The sequence below is a fragment of the Trebonia kvetii genome, assembly GCF_007827045.1.
Taxonomy (GTDB): domain Bacteria; phylum Actinomycetota; class Actinomycetes; order Streptosporangiales; family Streptosporangiaceae; genus Trebonia; species Trebonia kvetii.
Genome location: NZ_RPFW01000002.1, coordinates 1265322 through 1284369, shown reverse-complemented (window position 1 = coordinate 1284369; position 19048 = coordinate 1265322). Strand labels below are relative to the sequence as shown.

Genomic DNA, 19048 nt, shown 5'->3' with positions numbered 1-19048 from the left:
CGGCTCGGCATTTAATCTGCCTTTACGGTGACCGCTTCCGGGGCGGACTGAGTCTTTGGCTGCTGGCGGTAGTAAAGAACGGCCACCACGGTGAGGATTGCGACCAGGACGAGGCCCGACCAGAGGCTGATAGGGCCGGTGCCGAGTTGCAGGCCGTCGCCGAACGGGGCCGGCACGGCGAGATAGTCGCCGAATGAGGCACCCAATGGCCGGGTGAACGTATACGCCACCCAGAACGCGGCGACGGCGATGACCTGGTACGCCTGCTCATTGCTGGGCCGTACATAGGTCCTGGCGTACAGCCAGGCCCCAAGCGGGATGAGAAGAAGGCCAAGGAACGTGACGGTGCACCACCAGGTGCTGATGGCCAGCGTGCCGTTCTCATAGTCGCCAGCCGCGGTGCCGAGGGCGAACGTGACGTAGACGGTCAGCCAGTAAAAGACCTCACGGCGGGTCGTGGTGATGCTGTGAACGCTGAGCGTTCCCTCGGTCTTCCACCAGGTGAAGAAGATCACGGCCTGCGCGACCAGCCAGACCAGGGTGTCCTGCCACAGGGTCCAGCCCAGGTTCTTGATGAGGAAGTCCGAGGACATGGTGCCGAAGATGGCGACCGCGGTGACCGCGAACCAGTACACCAGTGGGATGTACTTCTTCTGCGCGATCTGAATCCCGTAGGCGACGAGAATCAGGACGGCGCCCGCCGCGATCGCCCGGTCACGGGTAATCCAGCTCGCGTCATTGAAGAATACGAAGTCAGAGAATGCCTCGCCAAAGCAGGTGGTGGCCACTTTCGCGATCCAGAAGAGGAGCAGCAGCTCGGGAACCTTCACGAGCGTCTGCCGATTGCTAAACCCCATACGACCGCTATCCATTCGACGGTGAACCAGCGATTTCCTCTAGGCCAGCCGAATGCCAGCCAGTCGTTGCTGCGACTTAACCAGGCAGAAACAGCAAAGTCCATAAAGGAGGTAGTTCAGATACCGCTGCTGCGCGAATCGTTAGCGTGCAGGTTCCGATGCACCCAATTCCGAACGCTTAGCTTTCCTGATTTGGTCGCGGAGCCGATTTCATCGAATACTCAGAGGAAACGCAAAAAGTTGGCGTCTTCCCGCCCTCCACCGTTTCCGCGTAGAAGCGGGGCGGCGGTTCACTCGCCGCCCCGCTCCTACGCCTATGCGACAGATGGCCAGAGGCGGGCGGCGTCCAGGCGGGTGGACGGGTCGAAGCGCAGCGGGCGGTAGCCCGTGTAGGTCTCGGCGAGGGAGGCGGCAGCGGTTCGCGAGCTGACGAGATGGCGCAGCTGGGCGAGCTGGAGCTCAGACTCGAACTGGTCCTGGTCCGGGGCGATGTGCAGCATCGACGTCATCCACCAGGACAGGTGGGTGGACCGCCAGACCCGCTCCAGGCAGTGGTCGGAGTACGCCGCCGTAAGCTCGGCGTCGCCGTCGCGGATGAGCCTGATCAGCGCGGTGGCCAGCGCCGTGACGTCGGCGACGGCGAGGTTGAGGCCCTTCGCGCCGGTGGGCGGCACGATGTGCGCGGCGTCGCCGGCCAGGAACAGGTTGCCGAAGCGCATCGGCGCCGCGACGAAGGAGCGCATCGGCGTAATGGACTTCTGCAGCACCGGGCCGCTGGTCAACGACCAGCCGGGCAGCGCGAACCGGGTGGCGAGCTCCGGCCAGATCCGCTCGTCAGGCCACCGGGAGATGTCCTCGTCGGCCGGCACCTGCAGGTAGAGCCGCCCGATCTCCGGAGTGCGCATGCTGTGCAGCGCGAAGCCGTTGTCGTGCCTGCAGTAGATGACCTCGTCGGTGGACGGCGGTGCGGCGGCGAGGATGCCGAGCCAGGCGTACGGGTACGAGCGCTCGGCCAGCATGGTGAGCCCGCCTCCCGGGATCGAGCGGCGGGTGATGCCGTGGAACCCGTCGCAGCCGGCGATGACGTCGCAGGTGACCACGTGCCTCATCCCGCGCGCATCGGTGTAGGAGAGCACTGGCCGCGCGGTGTCGAGCGCGCTCACCGCCGTGTTGCTGACCTCGAACTGGGGCGCCGCGCCGGCCGCCGTGCGCGCGGCGATGATGTCCTTCACAATCTCCGTCTGCGCGTAGATCGTGATCCACCGCCCGCCGGTCAGCTCGCGGAAGTTCATGTGGTGCCGTTCGCCGTCGAACTGCAGGTAGATGCCATCGTGCTCCAGACCCTCCGCGTCCAGCCGGTCCCCGAGCCCTACCGCGCGCAGCAGTTCCACGGTGGTGGATTCCAGCATCCCGGCGCGCTGCCGCGACTCGCAGTAGGCCCGGCTGCGGGTCTCGACGCATACCGAGTCGACTCCGCCCAGGCTGAGCAGGTGCGAAAGCAGCAGTCCCGCCGGGCCGGCGCCAACGATTCCGACCTGAGTGCGCTCGTGCACGGTCATCGGCGCACCTTCCTTTCCGCTTAGACCACCTAACGAAATGTAGTCATCCCGCTCTATATCGTAACCATACGGAAAGTAATTGCTAGATAACTGTGTGTAAATCATCTTGCAATGCAAAATGCAGGACGCCGTCGGGGACCGGCAATGCGCCGACAGAATTCCCTTGACCTGGCACTATGTGCCGCGTGGCCGGGACCGGCCCCGGGCAGGGCCGCCGGGCCCGGTACCGGTACCGTGCGGCAGGTGGAGGAGATCATCACCGCGGCCGGCCCGGGCCGCGTGGTCCTTGAGCGGCCGCGACGGCCCGTCTTCCTCACCGTGCTTACCCACGGCGCGGGGGGAACGCCCGACACCGCCGACGTCCTGGCGGTCCGGGACGCCGCCAGAGCGCTTGGGGCCGCCACCGCCCTGATCACTCAGCCCTACCGGGTCAGGGGAGCCCGCGCACCCGGCTCGGCGCCGCGGCAGGACGCCGCGTGGTCGGAGATAATCGCCGCGCTGCTGCGGGAGACTGCCACACGGTCCCGCCCGCTGCCGCTGGTTCAATGCGGCCGGTCGAACGGGGCGCGGGTGGTCTGCCGCACCGCGCGTGCGGTGGGAGCGGCAGGCGTGATCGCACTCGCCTTCCCGCTGCACCCGCCGGGTCAGCCAGACAAGTCACGGGACGCCGAACTGCGCGCAGCCGGAACCAGCGTGCTTGTCATCAACGGGGAGCGCGACCCGTTCGGCGTCCCCGAACCGGATGAGACGACAGAGGTCGTAGTCATTCCCGGGGAAACGCACGCCCTGTCCAGGCGCCCGGCGGTGGTTGGAGATACGGTCACCGCCTGGCTGGGTGCGCTGACGATGGGGCAGAAACCCTTGGTGCCCCCGAGCCGCTCCGGATGAAGTGCTGCCGGATCCGCGGCCCGGCTCGTAGTGCTAGTCCTGTTTTTCCGCTCTCGGCTGGCTTATGCGGCCGGGGCCTGATGGTCGGTGGGTCTGTGCGGGGCGATGGTCCGCCCGTTCGGCAGCAACTCACCAGTGTCTTCGAAGATCACGACTCCGTTGCAGAGCAGCGACCAGCCCTGCTCCGGGTGACTCGCGATCGTGTGTGCCGCCTCGCGATCCGGTGCCGAAGCATCCGGACAAGGCGGAAAGTGCGGGCACATGTCAGTGCCTCCTGGCTTTCATGAGCATCCACGGCCTTACGCCATCTGGCCCTTCGGTCACGCTCCGCAATGAGCGCGAACCTCAAACCCCACCAAATGGCCTAGACCACTTCACTTAACTTTGCCCCGCCGTGTCGGTAAGTGCAAGCGACTTGCCGGCGCGTTAAGCATAGATTTCCCAATTGTTGATACGGCCACGCACGCGGGGTGGTTCAGACCTCCCGCCAGCGGACCGACAAGCGTCGGGACTGTCCTGGATCATACCTAACGTTTCCGGCTGACTTCGCCTGGTCGCTACCCGTGAGGGGATGATAAACGCCCAGGAAAGCGACTTGTTGCGGCCGGAAAGTCCGGGATAAGTGTATCCGGATCGTTACCGAGGATTCTCAGACAACGGTCAGCGTATTGTCAGACAGCGGGAACGGGCGGAACCTCGGGGATGCGGTTGAGCCGGTGATTCTCACGGAGAGTGAGCAGCCGCTCGGCCTCGGCGGTCAGCGTGTGGACCGCCGGGCGCGCCTTCGCCTTGCGGTGGAAGATCCGGTCCTCGTACCCGCGCGGACCGATCTCGGCGCGCTGCGCGGCGTACGCCGCCCGCATGGCGGCGGTCAGCGCCGCGTCGAGGTCCTTGGCCAGACGGTGCACCTCTGTCACCGGGGCACGCGAGGCCTCGGCCTCGCGCAATGCCGCGTCCGCGGCGCGCGCCTCGTCGAGCAGCTTTCCGCGCTCTGCCGCCTCGGCCACGTCGGCCGCGTGCAGGTCCAGTGCCTCCTGGCTCGGCTTGTACATCCCGCTCCGGTCTCCGTCCTCGGTATCAACCCGCACCGTAGATTACGCCACATCCAGTACCCGCCGCCCGCCGGCTCCCCGTTGCGTGCACGAGGGTCGTCTTTACCGGATGTGAATAAGCGTTTCCGTTTTATAACACCCCTCCCGGCGAGCAACGTTTGACCCTGCGGCGCCGTCGAAGTATCGGGTAACGCAGCCGCGGCCTGAGGCGTTCGGGACCGAAGGGAATTGAAGATGTTGCGAGGCTTGGCAAGGGAGGGCGGCAGACCGCTGTCGCGAACACGGGTAGCGGCGATTACCGCCGCCGCGGCTCTGGCGGCGGGGACGGTCGGCATCGCTGTGGCCACCGCGGGCACGCCCGCCAAGGCGTCGGCGGCCGCGCAGCCGCAGTCGCCCGCCCACTATCAGGGGCCCCGGCTGACGATGATCCCGGCCCAGCATGACATCACGGTTTACGGGTACCCGAACCGGCCGAACAGCAAGACGGTCCAGGTCTTCATGGACCCAGGGATCTGGCTCGCATCCCTCGGGTCGTCGTTCCAGCTGAACGTCGGCCGGGCGAACTACCGGTCGCCTGTCACCTTGACCCAGGTCATCAATACGCCGGGCGGTACCCGGGTGACCAGGGCGCTGCCCGCCTCGATGCTCGACCACTGGAACGGCGTCGAGGGCATGATCCGGCTCACCGTGCGCTACGCCGGCCATATCGTTACCTCCCACAGCCTCACCTTCTGCCCGAACAGCTACGACCCCGAGCGAGCGATCCCGGACAGCCCGGCCAGCTCGCCGTACCCGCTGCAGGGGTGCGCCCCGTTCGACCCGTTCCCGCTCGGCGAGGTCTGGGGCATCGCCAAGGGGTGGGCCGTCGACCCGTCGGAGAGCTTCTTCGGCCGCCCGATCTCGCTCGTCCCGAACCGCACCTACCAGGTGACCGAGTCGATCACCCCGCGCTACACCAACTGGTTCGGCGTCACGCCGGCCAACGCCAGCGCGACGGTCAACGTGACCGTGTCGCTGCCGCCAGGCTTCCCGCCGCCCCCACCCCCGCCGTCGCCGACCCCGACGACGACCGTCTCCGCGACGGCGACGGCGTCCAGCTCGCCGAGTGCGCTGCCCACGCCAACCGTGACGGTTTCCGCGTCACTGTCGGCGTCACCGGCCGGAGTACCCGCCAGCACGTTCTACCGGCTGCCCACGCGGGCGCGGACCGCGGCGCGCCCGGCGGGGCCGCTGCCGGCACTGCCCGCCGTGCGGACGATGAAGAACCCGCCCGCCGACGTGCTGCCTGACCTGGTGCCGCTGCCCGCCTGGGGGATGAACATCGCCCACACTGGATCGAAGAAGGTCGTCGGCCATGACTACCTGGACTTCGCCGCGACCGTCGCGGTTGGCGGCAACAGCCCGCTCGACGTCGAGGCGTTCCGCTCCAACGCCAGCCCGGTGATGAAGGCCTACCAGTACTTCTACAAGAACGGGAACGTGGTCGGCCGGGCCCCCGCGGGAACCATGGGCTTCGACAAGGCCAAGGGGCACAACCACTGGCACTTCGAGCAGTTCGCCAAGTACAGCCTCCTGTCGGCGAACAAGAAGGTCGTGGTGCGAAGCCAGAAGGTCGGTTTCTGCATCGCGCCCACCGACGCGGTCAACCTGCTGCTGCACAACGCGGTCTGGAACCCGACCTTCATCGGATTCGGCGGCCAGTGCGGCTCGACGACCGCGCTGTGGGTCCGCGAGATGATGCCGGTCGGCTGGGGCGACACGTACGAGCAGTTCCTGGCGGGCCAGGCATTCGACATCACCAACCTGAAGAACGGCACCTACTACGTGGCGATCACCGCGAACCCGGAGCACGTGCTCAAGGAGACCACCTACCGCAACGACATCTCGCTGCGGAAGGTCATCATCAGCGGTGCCAAGGGCCACAGGCACTTCGTCGTCCCGGCCTACGACGGCATCGACCCCGAGCACCGCTAGCCGGATACCGGCCGGAGGCTGGCGGCATCGGTGGCCTCCGGCACCCGACGTGGCCAGGCCGCTGTCCCCTCCGACGCGGCCTGGCCACCATACGTTCCCGCCCGGCGGCGGGGTTACCGCGGCAGTAGTTACCGAGGCCAGGCCGCGAACGCCGCCCGGAGCCTGGCGATATCCGCCGGCTCCAGGCCGAAGGGAGCGAATACGGTGTCCCCCCACCGGTCGAGCCGCCGCGCAGCGTCGGCGAAATCGCGATCCTCAAGGCCAGGATCGAGCCGCCGTGCGAAGCCGATCACCTGCTCGATGCTGTAGCGCTGCAGTGCGGCCGCCGTGTCGATGTAGTCGCGGGGCTCGGCCCGCCCTGCCAGCGCGCAGACCTTGCCACCCACCACGTCTTCGATGTTCAGGACGGGGCCGACTTCCATGGCGACCGGCTGGGCCGCTCGGTCGAAGTAGGCCATCTGGAGCATCATCCGCTCCCCGTCCGGCGCGGTGACCGTCCACTCGGCGAGTCCCTCGCCCATGCCCTCGAAGATGTCGGCGAGCCCGGCGTTCTTGTCCTCCCGTTCGGCCCCGAATCCCGCCTTGCGCAGCTCGGCCTCCACGGAGTCGGCAGCGGCCTCGACGCCGCGCTCCTCGTTCGTGAACAGGTCCACGTCCTGCGTGGGACGGGTGATCAGGCCGTGCGCGATCAGCGCGTTGCCGCCGCCGAGCGCGAATCCGTACCTGTGGGCGACCCGGAGCGCGACGGTCGCGACCCGGTGGTGCAGCTCAGTGAGTGGCATCAGGCCACGACGGCCGGTGAAGTCGCCAGTATCGCGCTATCGCTCATGTGTTCTAGCGTAGCAGGAAGCCGCGCTCGTAACCTGGGTCCGAGCGGCAGGCAACCTTTCCTCTTGGCGGCAGTCCTTACTACGTGGACCGAATGGACACCCGATCTCCCGAGGCGACACGTACCGAGGCCGAACGGCACGTCACTGCCCTCTACCAGGCGCACGCGCTGAGCCTGGCCCGGCTGGCGCTGCTCATGCTCGGCGATTCCGCTGCCGCTCAGGACGTGGTTCAGGACGCCTTCCTCGGCCTTTACCGCCGCTGGGACAAGCTCGCCGACCTCGGTGCCGCGCCCGCCTACCTGCGCTCCAGCGTGCTCAACGGCTGCCGGACGATGCTGAAGCAGCGGTCACGCGTGCCCTTCCGAGCCGCTGAGGAGCTCCTGGAGTCCGCCGAGGCGGCCCTGATCCACACCGAGGAGCAGCGGGCGGTGCTCGCGGCGGTCCAGCGGCTCCCGGCCAGGCAGCGCGAGGCGCTCGTGCTGCGCTACTACCTCGACATGACCGAGGACCAGGCAGCGCAGGCGATGGGAGTCAGCCGCGGAACCGTCAAGTCCGCCACGTCCAGAGCCGTCGCCGCCGTTGGCCGGATGCTCAAGGAGGAATCATGAGCCAGGTTGAGGACGCGATCCGCGCCAGCCTGCGATCCGAGGCGGCGCGCCTGCGCGAGGTGCGCTACCTGCGTCTGCCGCCCGAGGCCGCTCACCCTGCGCCGCATCGCGCGCTTCGCGCCTCCCGGCTGCGCTTGCCGCGCGCGTGGCTCGCCCCGGCGGCGGTCGCGGCCGCGATCGTGCTCGTCGCGGCGGCCCTGGTCACCGTCAGGGCGCTGGAGAACTCAAGCGCCGCACCCGCGTCCTCCACGCTCGGCGGAGGCGGGACCGTGGCCGCTCCGCGCTATTACGTGGGAATCGGCTCGGTCTCGCGGCCTGGCGGTCACGGGAACTACGCCATCGTCGCGGGTGACGCCCAGACCGGGAAGAGGGTCGGCTACTACACTCTCCCCGCCGGGAATAGGCTCTCGTGGGCGGCGAGTGGCGCGGCGGATGACAGGACGTTCGTGGTGTCCGCCGCCGTGTTCAAGTACGGGCCGCATACCGTCGCCGGTCCCGTCCGGTGGTACCTGGTCAGGATCTTCCCCGGCTCCGCCGATCCCGTCCGGGTGACACCGCTGGCCATCCAGGCCACGTCGGTCACCTCAACAGGCACGGATGTCATCTCGATAGCGCTGTCCGCGGACGGGACGCAGCTCGCGGTCGTGTCCAACACCGGCAGCTCGGTCGGGCTCGCCGTTTTCTCCGTGGCCACAGGAAAACTGCGGCACTCCTGGTCTATAGCCATGAGAGACGTACCCCGCGTCGACACCCCGGTCACCGATCCCAGCTGGGTGGGCGACGAGACTGTGGGGTTCGCGTTCATCGGCACGCCGAATGTCAGGGAAGAAGTCCGGACGCTGGACGTCAGCTCAGCCGGCTCCGACCTGCTCGCCGACAGCCACGTCGTCTGGGTGCAGTACGTTCACCCGCCGGCCGGTGGCAAGTACGGCAAGAGCACTCCGCGGACCTGCGACACACCGTTCCTCACCGGCGACGGGCAGACCGTGGTATGCGCCACCAGTTCCTACTCAGCAACGGACAAGCGCCTGTCGGCGGTCTGGCTCGCATACCCGGTCGCGACGCCGGCGCGGCCCCGCGTCATCGGCAGTGTCACCGAGCCGCGGCAGGTGACAGGTTTCGACGGCCCTAACATCGTGCAGTGGGCGAACTCGTCGGGCACCGAGGTGATCGGCGCCTGGAATCCGGAGGTAACCACCGGCCGGAGTGTCTCCGTGACGAGCCACCAGGCGTTCATCGGACACGGCAGGTTCAGGCCCTTCGCCCCCGAGATCACCGGTGGCCCCCCGCTCTTTATCCCCCCTGGCCCCCCGGCCTGGTAGGACCAGGCGATGCGGTTCGCCGCGGCGCGTCATGCGCTTACCACGGCGCGCAGTGCAGGGTGGTACTCCTCCCACGCGCGCCGCACGCCGCGCGGCAGGAACAGCTCGGGCCAGAGGCCGGTCAGGGTTCCGGCGTCGAGATAGGTGGTGAGGTCCTCCGCGCGGCTCGCCTCGCGCAGCACCGTCTGGTAGTACCACCGGCGAATGTCGGGATCGTCAAGGTCGAAGTGGTGATCGGGAAGGCTCCAGAACAGGCGCAGCGGTAGCTTCACGCTGCCCTTGGTGGGCCCGCACAGGTCAGCGAGGTTGTCGATGACGATTGCCCGCCGCCCTGGGCGGGCCTGGTACGGGGCGACATGCGCGGCCGCCGGCGGACGGCCATGGCTCCCGAGCTCCTCGCCGAACACGGTCGGCTGTCCCTGCGCGCCCGCGTGCATGGCATCGGGCAGGTACTTGTACAGGGTGGACCGGCTGACGCCAAGCTCGCGGGCGATGCCGGCGACCGTGTTCTCCGGCCGGAGCAGCAGCTCACGCACCTCACGAAGCTGGTCAGGGGTGAGCGCGGGCGGCCGTCCGAGCCGGGTGCCGCGGGCGCGGGCGGCGGCGAGCCCGTCGGTTGTCCCCGCCGAGATCGCGGCCCTGCCGAAGTCCGCCAGGCTCTCGAACACCCGGAAGATGGCCGAGCCGCCGGGGCCCGTGGTGTCGAGATCCTCGCCAAGCGACCGCAGCCCGGCGCCGCTGCGCCGCACCCGCTCGACGGCGCCGATCAGCTCCGGCCTGGTCCGGCCGAGCTGGTCCAGGCTCGCCACGACAAGGACGTCACCGGGGCGCAGCGCCGCGAGGCAGTCGCGCAGGGCGGGCAGGTCGTCCTGCCTGCCCGGCCGCTCGTCGGTGGCCACCAGGGCGCAGCCCGCCTCGCGGAGCTGCCGCGTCAGCGTCGTCAGGGCGGCACCGTCACCGTCCGCCCGCGCGTAGCCGACGACCGCCTGGCCGCCCGCGCGGGTTCGCGCCGACGTCCGCTTGCCTGGCTGCCGCACCTTGGTTTCGCTCATGTGTTCCACTGTACAGGAAAGGGAGGGCTCCGCATTGACAGACATGTCCATTAATGCGGAATGATCTTTTTCCGTACACAGGATGCCATGAGAAAGGCCGGGCGCACCCGACGGTGCGCCCGGCCTTCACACGGACGGGGGCGCTCAGCCCTGGGCGCTCCTGATGACGGCCGGCGTCAGCGCGGCCATGGCCGCCGCCACCGGCTCAAGGCCGGGCCGTGCGGTGATGATCCGCACGATGGCCTCGTCAAGCCCGGCGCTCAGCCTGGCGAACGCGGCGGGCGCCCCGGCCGGCGGCCCGTAGTAGCCGACCGCGCTCAGCATCTCGTCGGGGGCGGCGTCCACCAGGTCGCGCATGGCCGTGCCCCGGTCCCGCCGCCGCTCAAGCTCGCTCAGCTCCGCCTCGAACCCCATCTGCGCGAACAGGCCGCGGTAGCCGGCGCTCGGCGGGATGCCGGGCTGGCCCATCGCGTAGCCGAGCACCTGCGCACCGAACGCCTGCCGGGCCGCGGTCACGTCCTCATCGACGCAGACCCGGATGTACATGGTCAGCGGGACCGTGCCAGGGCCGCGTCCGCTGCGCGCGGCTCCCTCGTCGACAAGCTCTCTGCTGGCCGCGATGCGCTCGGGGGTGGCCCAGTTGAGCAGCGCTCCGTCGGCGCTCTCGCCTGCCAGCCGCAGCATCTGCGGACCCAGCGCGGCCAGGTACACCGGGGCGGGCGGCAGGTCCGTGACCCCGAGCGACGCCGACCGCGGCCAGCCGGGGGCGCCGTGGCCCGCGCCGATGAGGGGTCCGGCCGTCACCGCCTGGCCGGCGAGCAACCCGCGGACGGCGGTGACGTATTCGCGCATCAGCGCGATCGGCCGGTCCGGCAGGCCAAGCGATGACAGGAACCCCGGGCCGTAGCCTCCCGTGCCCAGGCCGAGCACGAACCGTCCACCCGACAGCTGTGCCAGCGTAGCGGCCTGGGCCGCCAGGGCAAGCGGCGTCCACATCCGCGCCGCCGGGACGACAGAGATCCCGGTGCGTAGCGTGGTGTCCTGCGACCAGGCCGCGCAGACATGGAACGAGTCGGGCACGCCGCCCGCGGGAGTCCACAGGCTCTCGAAACCGGCCCGCTCCGCATCTTTCGCGGCCGCGCGCATCTGCTCGAACGGCAGGCCGAGACGGGCGTCAAGCCCGGCGCCGATGATCATGACGGCCAGTATGCCGGTCGCCCGCGCCGCCGGCCAAGCGGGGATCCGCTTGGCCAGCGGCCCATCCGGGCTGCCGCCACCGGGCCTTGGCCGTCAAGCGAGGCTGGGCCGTCAGGCGGGCCGGGGCCGTCAGGCGAGGCTGGCGGCCCAGCGGGCGTGCAGCTCGGCGTACTCGCCGGTGCCGCCCATCAGCTCGGCCGGCGATCCGTCCTCGATGATCTCGCCGGCCCGCAGCACGAGCACCCGGTCGGCGATCGCCACCGTGGACAGCCGGTGCGCGATGATCAGCGCGGTGCGCCCGGCCAGCACCGTGCGCAGCGCCGACTGGACGAGCCGTTCCGACGGGATGTCGAGCAGCGCGGTCGCCTCGTCGAGCACCAGCACCGAGGGCGCCGCGATGAAGGCACGGCAGAACGAGATCAGCTGCCGCTGGCCCGCCGACAGTTTCCCGCCGCGCTTGCCGACCGCCGTCGCGTACCCGTCGGGCAGTCCCGCGATGAACGTGTGCGCGCCGATCGCCCGCGCCGCCGCTTCGACTTCCTCATCGGTCGCCGACGGTTGCCCGAGCCTGATGTTCTCCGCGACCGACCCCTCAAAGAGGAAGGACTCCTGCGTGATCAGCACGATCTCATGCCGGAGCACGTCATCGGGCAGCTCGCGCAGGTCCACTCCGTCGAGCAGCACCTGTCCCGCGTTGGGGTCGTAGAACCTGGCGAGCAGCCGCGCCACCGTGGTCTTGCCCGCCCCGGTCTCGCCGACAAGCGCGACCGTCTGCCCGGCCGGTATGTCGAGTGAGAAGTCCGGCAGCACGACCGCCTTGCGGTAACCGAACCGCACCGAGTCGAACGACACCCGCCGGCCGGACAGCGCGCCCGGCAGCTCGGCCGGGAGCGCCGGCTCGGCGACAGACGGCTCCTCCTCAAGGACGCCGGAGAGCTTCTCAAGCGCGGAGGCGGCGCCCTGGAAGGAGTTGTAGAACTGGGACACCTCCTGCAGCGGGTCGAAGAACCGCTGCAGGTACAGCAGGAACGAGGCAAGCACGCCGACCTTGATGTCACCGTCGAGCACACGGAAGCCGCCGTAGCAGAGCACGATGCCGGTGATGACGTTGCCGACCATCGCGATGCCCGGTGCGAAGACCGAGCTGAGCTGCGACGACCGCTTCGACGCAGCGGCGTAATCCGTCGAAAGCGCGTCGAAGATCTCCTCGTTCCGCTTCTCCCGACGGAACGCCTGCACCGCGCGCAGTCCGCCGAAGGTCTCCACGAAGTGCACGATGACCAGCGCGTTGGCATCCCTGATGCGGCGGTAGGCGACCGCGGACTCGCGGCGGAACCAGGCCGACAGCCAGACCAGCGGAATGAAGCCCGACAGCACGACGAGCGCGAGCGGCCAGTCGAGCAGCAGCATGCCGGTGCCGACGAGCAGCAGCGTCAGCACCGCCATGATCAGCGAGTCGAGGCCCTCGTCGAACAGCGCGGAGATGGCCTCCACGTCTGAGGTTTGCCTCGAGATCACCCGGCCCGACGTGTAGGACTCATGGAACGACACCGACAGGCGCAGCAGGTGCGCGAACAGCCGCCGCCGCAGTTCGAGCACCACCGCCTGCCCGATCCGCCCGGTCATCGTGACGAACGCCTGGGACGCGAACGCCTGCACGAGGACCGTCACCGCGAAGACGAGCGCGATCCACAGCAGCGGCCCCGAGTTCCCCTTCAGCATCGGCGGCAGCCCGTTGTCGATCGCGATGCCGATAAGCCACGGTCCGGCGAGCGCGCACAGCGAGGAGATCACGATCAGCACCGCGGTCAGCGTCACGCCGCGCCGGTGCGGCCTTAGCAGGTTGCCGAGCAGCACCCGGCTGCGCCGCCGCAGCAGCGCGGCGAGCGGCGCGGACATGTCGTCGACGTGCTCCGTGGCGATACCGCGCCAGGAATTCTGGCCCTGGGACTTCGTGTCCAGGGAGCCTGTGTCACCGTCCGTCCCCGCGGAGACGGGACGTGTTTTGTCGGAGTCCGCCGTGTCGGTCGTGACATCAGCGGTCATCGTGCCACCTCCTCCATGGTCATCAGATTGGCGTAAACCGGGTCGGTCGCCATCAGCTCGCGGTGACTGCCCACCGCCGCGATCACCCCGTCGTCAAGCAGCGCCACCCGGTCCCCGAGCGCCACCGTGGACGGGCGGTGCGCGACGACAATCGCGGTCACCCCGGCCAGGATCTCGTGCAGCGCGCGGGTCACCCGCTCCTCGGTCTGCACGTCGAGCGCGGACAGGGGGTCGTCAAGTATCAGCACCTCCGGCCGCGACAGGATCGCCCTGGCGAGGGCGACCCGCTGGCGCTGCCCGCCGGACAGCGCCATGCCCTGCTCGCCGATCCGGGTGTCGAGTCCCCACGGCAGCTCGAACACGAAGCTGGCCTGCGCCGCGATCAGCGCCGCCTCGATTTCTTCCTCGGTCGCGTCCGCCGCGCCGAACGTGACGTTTTCCCGCACCGAGGCGGAGAACAGCGTCGCCTCCTCGAACCCGCAGGCCACCCGCTGCCGCAGTTGCGGCAGCGGGATGTCCCGCACGTCCCGGCCGGCCAGCAGCACCCGCCCGCCGCTCACGTCGGCGAGCCTCGGCACCAGGTAAAGCAGCGTGGTCTTCCCCGAGCCGGTCGCCCCGGTGAGCACCAGCGTCTCCCCGCGCGTGACCTCCAGGTTGACCTCGCTGAGCACGGGGCGCCGGTCTCCCGGATAGGAGAAGGACACATTGTCGAACAGAACGTGTGCGGCGTGACCCAGATCCGGCCCGTGATCCGTTTTGCCCCCGGGGGCCGACCCCCCGGTGACCCCCCGAATGGAGGGGTGGCCGGGTGCCGGGAGCCGCGGCTCGGCGGTCAGGGGCACCACAACCCGTTCGGGATGATCTTCTTCTTCATCGGCCGCCTCGCTGGTGATCGCGGGATCGGTGTCGAAGATCTCGACCACCCGCTGCGCGGCGGTGGCGGCCTCCTCGCCGGAGGCGAGGATGTAGCCGAGCGCCTCCACCGGCCAGACGAGCTGCAGCCCGAGGGTGATGTAGGCGACAAGGCCGCCGACGGTCATCGCGTGCTTGCTGACGGCGACCGCGCCGAGCACCACGGCGAGGGCGATCACCGCGTTCGGCACCAGGGTGAGCACTGACCAGAACCAGCCGACCACGCCGGCCATCGCGATCCGCGTCCGCGACAGCTGGTCCGCCTCGGCGTAGTGCGTGTCCGCCGCCTCCGGCGCGCGGCCGAGTGCCTTCAGCACCCGGACCCCGGTCGCCGCCTCCTCGACCAGCGTGGTGAGGTCGCCATCCTGGTCCTGCGCGCGCCTGGCGAGCACCTTGTACTTCTTCTCGAACCTGAGGCAGAAGACGAAGACGGGGACGAACATGGCCATCGTGATCAGCCCGAGCCACCAGTTGAGGCTGATCAGCAGCGCGCTCACCGCGGTGAACGTCATGGTGGAGATGAATAGGAACACGATGCCGAACCCCATGAACCGCCGGATTGTCCCCAGGTCGGTGGTGGCGCGCGACAGCAGCTGGCCGGACTGCCACTCGTCGTGGAACGCGGGTTCGAGCCGCTGCAGGTGCGCGTACAGGTCGTCCCTGATGTCCTTCTCCATGTTGGCGACCGCGTTGCCTTGCACCCAGCGGCGGATCAGGCTGAGGCCGGCCGACAAGGCGCCGAGCGCGATCGCGAGCAGGCCGAGCGGTAGCAGCAGGCCGCGTTCGTGGTGGGCGATGGCGCCGTCGATAACGGACTTGGTGACTAGCGGCACGGCGATGTCCGCGGCCTCGACGACGAGGGCCGCGGTCACCATGATGATCAGCTGCTTGCGGTAGGGGCGCAGGTAAGGACGCAGCCGCCATAGGGCGGCGACTGGGCTCTGGGACACCAGGTGGAGACTAATTGACAAACGTCATGGTGTCACGTGTTTTTTTCTGTAACAAAATGGCCGATGTCGCTGACGGTATTGCAAATCTGACATGCCGTGATCTCATTTGCCGTGACACGTGGCAACGCGTGATTCTCGCTGATCATTGCGGGGCGAGCGGGGAGTTGTATCGTGTTGACCGATCTGCCCTTCGCCGGCCGCGATGGCCGGCGGAATCGAGGAAATGGAGTACCGGTAGTTGACTGCTGGCATGCATAAGGACGCGTCCGATCCCGGTTCGTTCGACATCGCGGCGGTCCGCGCCCTGTATCCCGCGCTCGCCGACGGGCACGCGTACCTGGACGGCGCGGCGGGCACGCAGGTTCCAGTCCCGGTGATCGAGGCGATCTCCGCCGCGTACCGCGGCGGCATCGGCAACCTCGGCGGCGCGTTCGCGGCGAGCGACCGGGCAGGCGAGATCACGGCCGCCGCCCGCGCGGCTGTCGCGGACCTGGTCGGCGGCAGCGCCGACGGCATCGTGTTCGGCCCGAGCGCGACCGCGCACGCCTACCGGACCGCCGACGCGCTGTCGCGCGCGTGGACGGCGGGCGACGACATCGTGGTGTCCAGGCTCGACCACGACTCCAATGTGCGGCCGTGGATTCAGGTGGCGGGGCGGGCCGGGGTCACCGTGCACTGGGCCGAGGCCGACCTGGTGACCGGGGAGCTGCCCGTCGCCCAGTACGCGGAGCTCGTCGGGCCGCGTACCCGCCTGGTCGCGGTCACCGCCGCGAGCAACGCGATCGGCACCCGGCCGGACGTCGCGGCGATCGCGGCGATCGCGCACGACGCGGGCGCGCTGTGCTACGTGGACGGCGTGCACGCCACGCCGCACGTGCCCGTCGACGTGACCGCGCTCGGCGCGGACTTCTACACCACGAGCGCCTACAAGTGGTCGGGCCCGCACGTGGCGGCGCTGGCCGCCGCGCCGGAACTGCTCGAGACGATCTGGCCGGACAAGCTCGCGCCGTCCTCCAACGCCGTCCCGTGGCGGTTCGAGCGCGGCACGCTGCCGTTCGCGGACCTGGCCGGAGTGACCGCCGCGGTCGAGCACCTGGCCGCGCTCGCCCCGGGCGCCGCCGCTGACGGGTCGCGCCGTGAGCGCGTCCTGGCGTCTATGGCCGCGATCGAGGCGTACGAGTCGGCGCTGTTCACCCGGCTGCTCGGCGGCCTGGCGAAGCTCGACCGGGTGACCCTGTACGGCAACGCCGCCAGGCGCGCGCCGACCGCGTTCTTCTCGGTGGCGGACGTGGCGCCGCGTGCGGTGGCCGAGCACCTGGCCGCCCGCAGCGTCAACGTGTGGGACGGCGACAACTACGCCTACGAGCTGTGCACCGCGCTCGGACTCGAGCCGGACGGCGCCGTGCGGGCCGGGCTCGTGCACTACAACGACGTCACCGACGTGGACCGGCTGCTCGCCGGGCTCGCGGAGCTGGCCGGCTGACCTGGTCTCGCCGATCCCGGGCCGCCGATCCGGCCCGGGATTGGACCTGGCCGGCGTCACGCGGCTAAACGCGTTGGCGTCCCCCGGGGCTGTCGTCATAGCCTCGGTGACCATGCCGACAGAATCCCGCGACGACGCGTTTCCGCCCGTCCGCCTGCTCAGCCCCGCGGATCTCGACCTGTGCGTTGCCCTGTCGATCGACAGGGGCTGGCTGCCGGAGAAGGCGAAGTGGTCGCTGCTGCTCGCCGGCTCGCAGACCTTTGGCATCGACGCGCCAGACGGCCGCGGCCTGGCGGGCGCGGTGGTGCTCACCCGTTGGGCCGCGGACTACGCGTCGGTGGGCATGATGCTCGTCGCGTCCAGGTACCAGCGGCGCGGGCTGGGCAAGGCGCTGATGGAGCACCTGCTCGCGGCGGCGGGCGCGGGCGCCACGGTGACCCTGTTCGCGACCGACATGGGCAGGCCGCTGTACGAGAAGCTAGGCTTCAAGCCCGTCCGCCGCAACGTCTCCTTCGTGGGCAAGTTCAAGCCCGGCCGCGTTCCTGCCGCTCTGCCCGGCACCGTCCGCACCGCCACGGCGGCCGACCTGCCGGCGATCCTCGAAGCCGACCGCGCGGCGTTCGGCGCGGACCGCGGTCACATCCTCGGCCGCCTGCCCGGCTTCGCCGACCGCATCGCCATCCTCGACGATCCGGCCCACGGCATCACCGGCTACGCCGCCGCCTGGCGCAACCACGTCACCTCCACGGTGATCGGCCCCCTGGTCGCCGCCGACCAGGAGGCGGCCAAGCGCCTGGTCGCCCACCTCGCCGCCGGGGTAACCACCACGGTCCGCCTCGACCTGGACCCCGACCGCGAGGGACTGCCCGGCTGGGCGAACGCGCACGGCCTCGAACCGGCCGCGAGCACCCTCGTCATGGCCCACGGCGAGATCGTGCCGCGCGGCACGCCGGAGCGACTGTTCGCCCCCATCTCCGTAGCGCTCGCCTAACCCACCGAACACGCCGTTGACGCGGAAAGACAGAAGCTGATATCTCCCTGTCCGTGCGATTCGGGATGCGGCGTGAGCGCCGGGTGGGCGGCGAATGAAGAGACGCCGCTGGACGGTGGCGCTCCGGGTGGCCGCCTGGGTAAGTGTGGTGATCCTGGCACCCGCCATCATGGTCAACATCCCGCTTCCCTTCCTGGTGCCCGCGCTGATCGCGGCCGCCGCGACAGCCGGTGTCTGGCGGGTCCGCCGCGACGGCGAGCAGGTCGGCGCCGTCCTGCTGAGGAAACTTCGCCGGGCCAGGGAGCGGGTTGACTCGCCCGCCAAGCTCCGCGCCGAGACGCCGCTCGTCGTGGGCGGGGCTGCCGCGTTCTCGTTTCCCGCCGCCATCCTCGGGCTGGTCGCGACTCAGTCGTTCGGGGCGAAGGGCATACACCTGCCTCCCGTGGCGGATGCCAGCTGGACGCTGTGGTTCACCGGCGTCGCCGTGGCGGGAACGGTCATCGCCCTCGATTGCCTGCTCGGTCTGGGCACCTGCGTGCGGGCAGTGGCCCGCGACGCCTTCGGCAGCGGCCTGTTCGCAGTCACTGTCGCGCTGGCCACGCTCTCGCCGTTGATGGTTTTCTGGCGGGTCGAGTCGCGCCCGGCCTGGCTTGCCGTGACGGCGGCCCAGTTCATCTGGCTGTTCGCTGGCTTCCTTCTCGGCGGGATCGTGTCCGGACGCCGCAAGAGACAGCTGTCTCCGCCTCCGTCCCCGCGATCGCCGGACGAATGGCTGGCCGAGTTCGGCATCGAGGCCAACCACGACGTGGCCCTCGTGTCACCTGGTGTCCGCCAGATCCTCGTCATCAAGGCGGTACGGACCCTGACCGGCATGGGCCTGACGGAGGCGAAGGACCTCATCGACACCGCGCCCGGCCTGGTGATGACCCGCGTCACGAGTGGGCAGGCGGAAAGGGCGAGGGAAGTACTGGAAAGCCTGGGTGCGACCGTCATCGTCACCACTACGCCGCGACATGGCCTGACCAGAGAATTATCGACGGCCGGCTTATAGTCCGGATCGCGCGGCCACTGCTCACGCGACGTCCACGGCACCGAACGGTCGGGCGCGATCCACAACGGCAGGCAGTTGTACGCGATGTGGTTATGCAGGTCCATCAGGCCCGAGTAGACCAGCCCGTTCGTGTCGACCCGCGCGGCGGCGTCGAAGCCGGCCGGCGCCGGGTCGGCACGCCGCTGGACGGCCTGGATAATGCCGTCGCGGTCGATATACAACGCGCCGTCGGGAATCTCCGCCCCCGGCGGGTCGAATGTCACCAGATGGCCGGTA

Annotated in this window: 16 protein-coding genes; 7 read left to right on the top strand and 9 right to left on the bottom strand. The window is 69.6% G+C overall.

Going from position 1 to position 19048, the window contains the following annotated elements; translation table 11 throughout:
• Nucleotides 1–11: 11 nt before the first annotated feature.
• A complete protein-coding gene (locus EAS64_RS14590; RefSeq protein ID WP_187365916.1) occupies nt 12–857 on the bottom strand; it encodes a COG4705 family protein in 846 nt (281 codons plus the stop codon).
• A gap of 314 nt (nt 858–1171) precedes the next feature.
• The gene (locus tag EAS64_RS14585; RefSeq protein ID WP_145853415.1) at nt 1172–2416 is read right to left on the bottom strand and encodes a 4-hydroxybenzoate 3-monooxygenase; all 1245 of its coding nucleotides are present in this window, start codon (nt 2414–2416) and stop codon (nt 1172–1174) included.
• Nucleotides 2417–2659: 243 nt separating this feature from the next.
• Here EAS64_RS14585 and EAS64_RS14580 point away from each other — a divergent pair, with 243 nt between their 5' ends.
• Nucleotides 2660–3304 carry an alpha/beta hydrolase family protein gene (locus EAS64_RS14580; RefSeq protein WP_145853414.1) on the top strand — a complete coding sequence of 215 codons (645 nt, stop codon included), beginning with the start codon at nt 2660–2662 and terminating at the stop codon, nt 3302–3304.
• Nucleotides 3305–3366: 62 nt separating this feature from the next.
• On the opposite strand, the gene EAS64_RS44770 is transcribed toward EAS64_RS14580, so the two are convergent.
• Together EAS64_RS44770 and EAS64_RS14570 are read right to left on the bottom strand one after the other, a co-directional pair.
• Nucleotides 3367–3567, bottom strand: a complete 201-nt coding sequence (locus EAS64_RS44770) for a DUF5999 family protein (RefSeq protein ID WP_145853413.1) — start codon at nt 3565–3567, stop codon at nt 3367–3369.
• Nucleotides 3568–3975: 408 nt separating this feature from the next.
• Nucleotides 3976–4392 carry a hypothetical protein gene (locus EAS64_RS14570; RefSeq protein ID WP_246115673.1) on the bottom strand — a complete coding sequence of 139 codons (417 nt, stop codon included), beginning with the start codon at nt 4390–4392 and terminating at the stop codon, nt 3976–3978.
• Nucleotides 4393–4602: 210 nt separating this feature from the next.
• On the opposite strand from EAS64_RS14570, the gene EAS64_RS14565 reads away from it, so the two are divergent.
• Complete coding sequence (locus tag EAS64_RS14565; protein ID WP_145853412.1) at nt 4603–6330, top strand: lysyl oxidase family protein; 1728 nt, start codon at nt 4603–4605, stop codon at nt 6328–6330.
• A gap of 128 nt (nt 6331–6458) precedes the next feature.
• Here EAS64_RS14565 and EAS64_RS14560 read toward each other — a convergent pair whose 3' ends face one another.
• Nucleotides 6459–7112 carry a nucleotidyl transferase AbiEii/AbiGii toxin family protein gene (locus EAS64_RS14560; protein WP_145853411.1) on the bottom strand — a complete coding sequence of 218 codons (654 nt, stop codon included), beginning with the start codon at nt 7110–7112 and terminating at the stop codon, nt 6459–6461.
• Between the two features lie 140 nt (nt 7113–7252).
• On the opposite strand from EAS64_RS14560, the gene EAS64_RS14555 reads away from it, so the two are divergent.
• Together EAS64_RS14555 and EAS64_RS14550 are read left to right on the top strand one after the other, a co-directional pair.
• Nucleotides 7253–7768, top strand: coding sequence for an RNA polymerase sigma factor (locus EAS64_RS14555; RefSeq protein ID WP_145853410.1), 516 nt, complete (start codon nt 7253–7255; stop codon nt 7766–7768).
• The gene (locus EAS64_RS14550) at nt 7765–9090 is read left to right on the top strand and encodes a TolB-like translocation protein (RefSeq protein ID WP_145853409.1); all 1326 of its coding nucleotides are present in this window, start codon (nt 7765–7767) and stop codon (nt 9088–9090) included. The genes EAS64_RS14555 and EAS64_RS14550 overlap by 4 nt, the downstream gene beginning before the upstream one ends.
• Before the next feature lie 29 nt (nt 9091–9119).
• Here the strand turns inward: EAS64_RS14550 and EAS64_RS44765 are convergent, their stop codons facing one another.
• From EAS64_RS44765 to EAS64_RS45850, 4 genes are all read right to left on the bottom strand, one after another.
• Nucleotides 9120–10142, bottom strand: coding sequence for a recombinase family protein (locus EAS64_RS44765; RefSeq protein WP_222849299.1), 1023 nt, complete (start codon nt 10140–10142; stop codon nt 9120–9122).
• A 144-nt stretch (nt 10143–10286) separates the two neighbouring features.
• Nucleotides 10287–11339, bottom strand: coding sequence for an LLM class flavin-dependent oxidoreductase (locus EAS64_RS14535; protein WP_145853408.1), 1053 nt, complete (start codon nt 11337–11339; stop codon nt 10287–10289).
• Nucleotides 11340–11468: 129 nt separating this feature from the next.
• On the bottom strand, nt 11469–13385 hold the full coding sequence (locus EAS64_RS14530) for an ABC transporter ATP-binding protein (RefSeq protein ID WP_145853407.1): 1917 nt from the start codon (nt 13383–13385) through the stop codon (nt 11469–11471).
• Nucleotides 13382–15247: an ABC transporter ATP-binding protein gene (locus EAS64_RS45850; RefSeq protein WP_145853406.1), complete on the bottom strand. Its 1866-nt coding sequence runs from the start codon at nt 15245–15247 to the stop codon at nt 13382–13384. The genes EAS64_RS14530 and EAS64_RS45850 overlap by 4 nt, the downstream gene beginning before the upstream one ends.
• 250 nt (nt 15248–15497) lie before the next feature.
• Between EAS64_RS45850 and EAS64_RS14520 the strand changes: the two genes are divergently transcribed.
• The 3 genes from EAS64_RS14520 to EAS64_RS14510 all read left to right on the top strand — a co-directional run bounded on the left by EAS64_RS14520 (nt 15498) and on the right by EAS64_RS14510 (nt 18772).
• Nucleotides 15498–16730: a cysteine desulfurase-like protein gene (locus EAS64_RS14520; RefSeq protein WP_145853405.1), complete on the top strand. Its 1233-nt coding sequence runs from the start codon at nt 15498–15500 to the stop codon at nt 16728–16730.
• Between the two features lie 112 nt (nt 16731–16842).
• Nucleotides 16843–17721, top strand: a complete 879-nt coding sequence (locus EAS64_RS14515; protein WP_145853404.1) for a GNAT family N-acetyltransferase — start codon at nt 16843–16845, stop codon at nt 17719–17721.
• 94 nt (nt 17722–17815) lie between these two features.
• Nucleotides 17816–18772, top strand: coding sequence for a ribosomal protein L7/L12 (locus tag EAS64_RS14510; protein WP_145853403.1), 957 nt, complete (start codon nt 17816–17818; stop codon nt 18770–18772).
• The last annotated feature ends 276 nt before the right edge of the window (nt 18773–19048 follow it).

Bases quoted from the DNA above. Each gene is read 5' to 3' on its own strand.
- EAS64_RS14590 (WP_187365916.1), bottom strand. From the start codon at position 857: ATGGGGTTTAGCAATCGGCAGACGCTCGTGAAGGTTCCCGAGCTGCTG.
- EAS64_RS14585 (WP_145853415.1), bottom strand. From the start codon at position 2,416: ATGACCGTGCACGAGCGCACTCAGGTCGGAATCGTTGGCGCCGGCCCG.
- EAS64_RS44770 (WP_145853413.1), bottom strand. From the start codon at position 3,567: ATGTGCCCGCACTTTCCGCCTTGTCCGGATGCTTCGGCACCGGATCGC.
- EAS64_RS14560 (WP_145853411.1), bottom strand. From the start codon at position 7,112: ATGCCACTCACTGAGCTGCACCACCGGGTCGCGACCGTCGCGCTCCGG.
- EAS64_RS14555 (WP_145853410.1), top strand. From the start codon at position 7,253: ATGGACACCCGATCTCCCGAGGCGACACGTACCGAGGCCGAACGGCAC.
- EAS64_RS14550 (WP_145853409.1), top strand. From the start codon at position 7,765: ATGAGCCAGGTTGAGGACGCGATCCGCGCCAGCCTGCGATCCGAGGCG.
- EAS64_RS44765 (WP_222849299.1), bottom strand. From the start codon at position 10,142: ATGAGCGAAACCAAGGTGCGGCAGCCAGGCAAGCGGACGTCGGCGCGA.
- EAS64_RS14535 (WP_145853408.1), bottom strand. From the start codon at position 11,339: ATGATCATCGGCGCCGGGCTTGACGCCCGTCTCGGCCTGCCGTTCGAG.
- EAS64_RS14530 (WP_145853407.1), bottom strand. From the start codon at position 13,385: ATGACCGCTGATGTCACGACCGACACGGCGGACTCCGACAAAACACGT.
- EAS64_RS14520 (WP_145853405.1), top strand. From the start codon at position 15,498: ATGCATAAGGACGCGTCCGATCCCGGTTCGTTCGACATCGCGGCGGTC.
- EAS64_RS14515 (WP_145853404.1), top strand. From the start codon at position 16,843: ATGCCGACAGAATCCCGCGACGACGCGTTTCCGCCCGTCCGCCTGCTC.
- EAS64_RS14510 (WP_145853403.1), top strand. From the start codon at position 17,816: ATGAAGAGACGCCGCTGGACGGTGGCGCTCCGGGTGGCCGCCTGGGTA.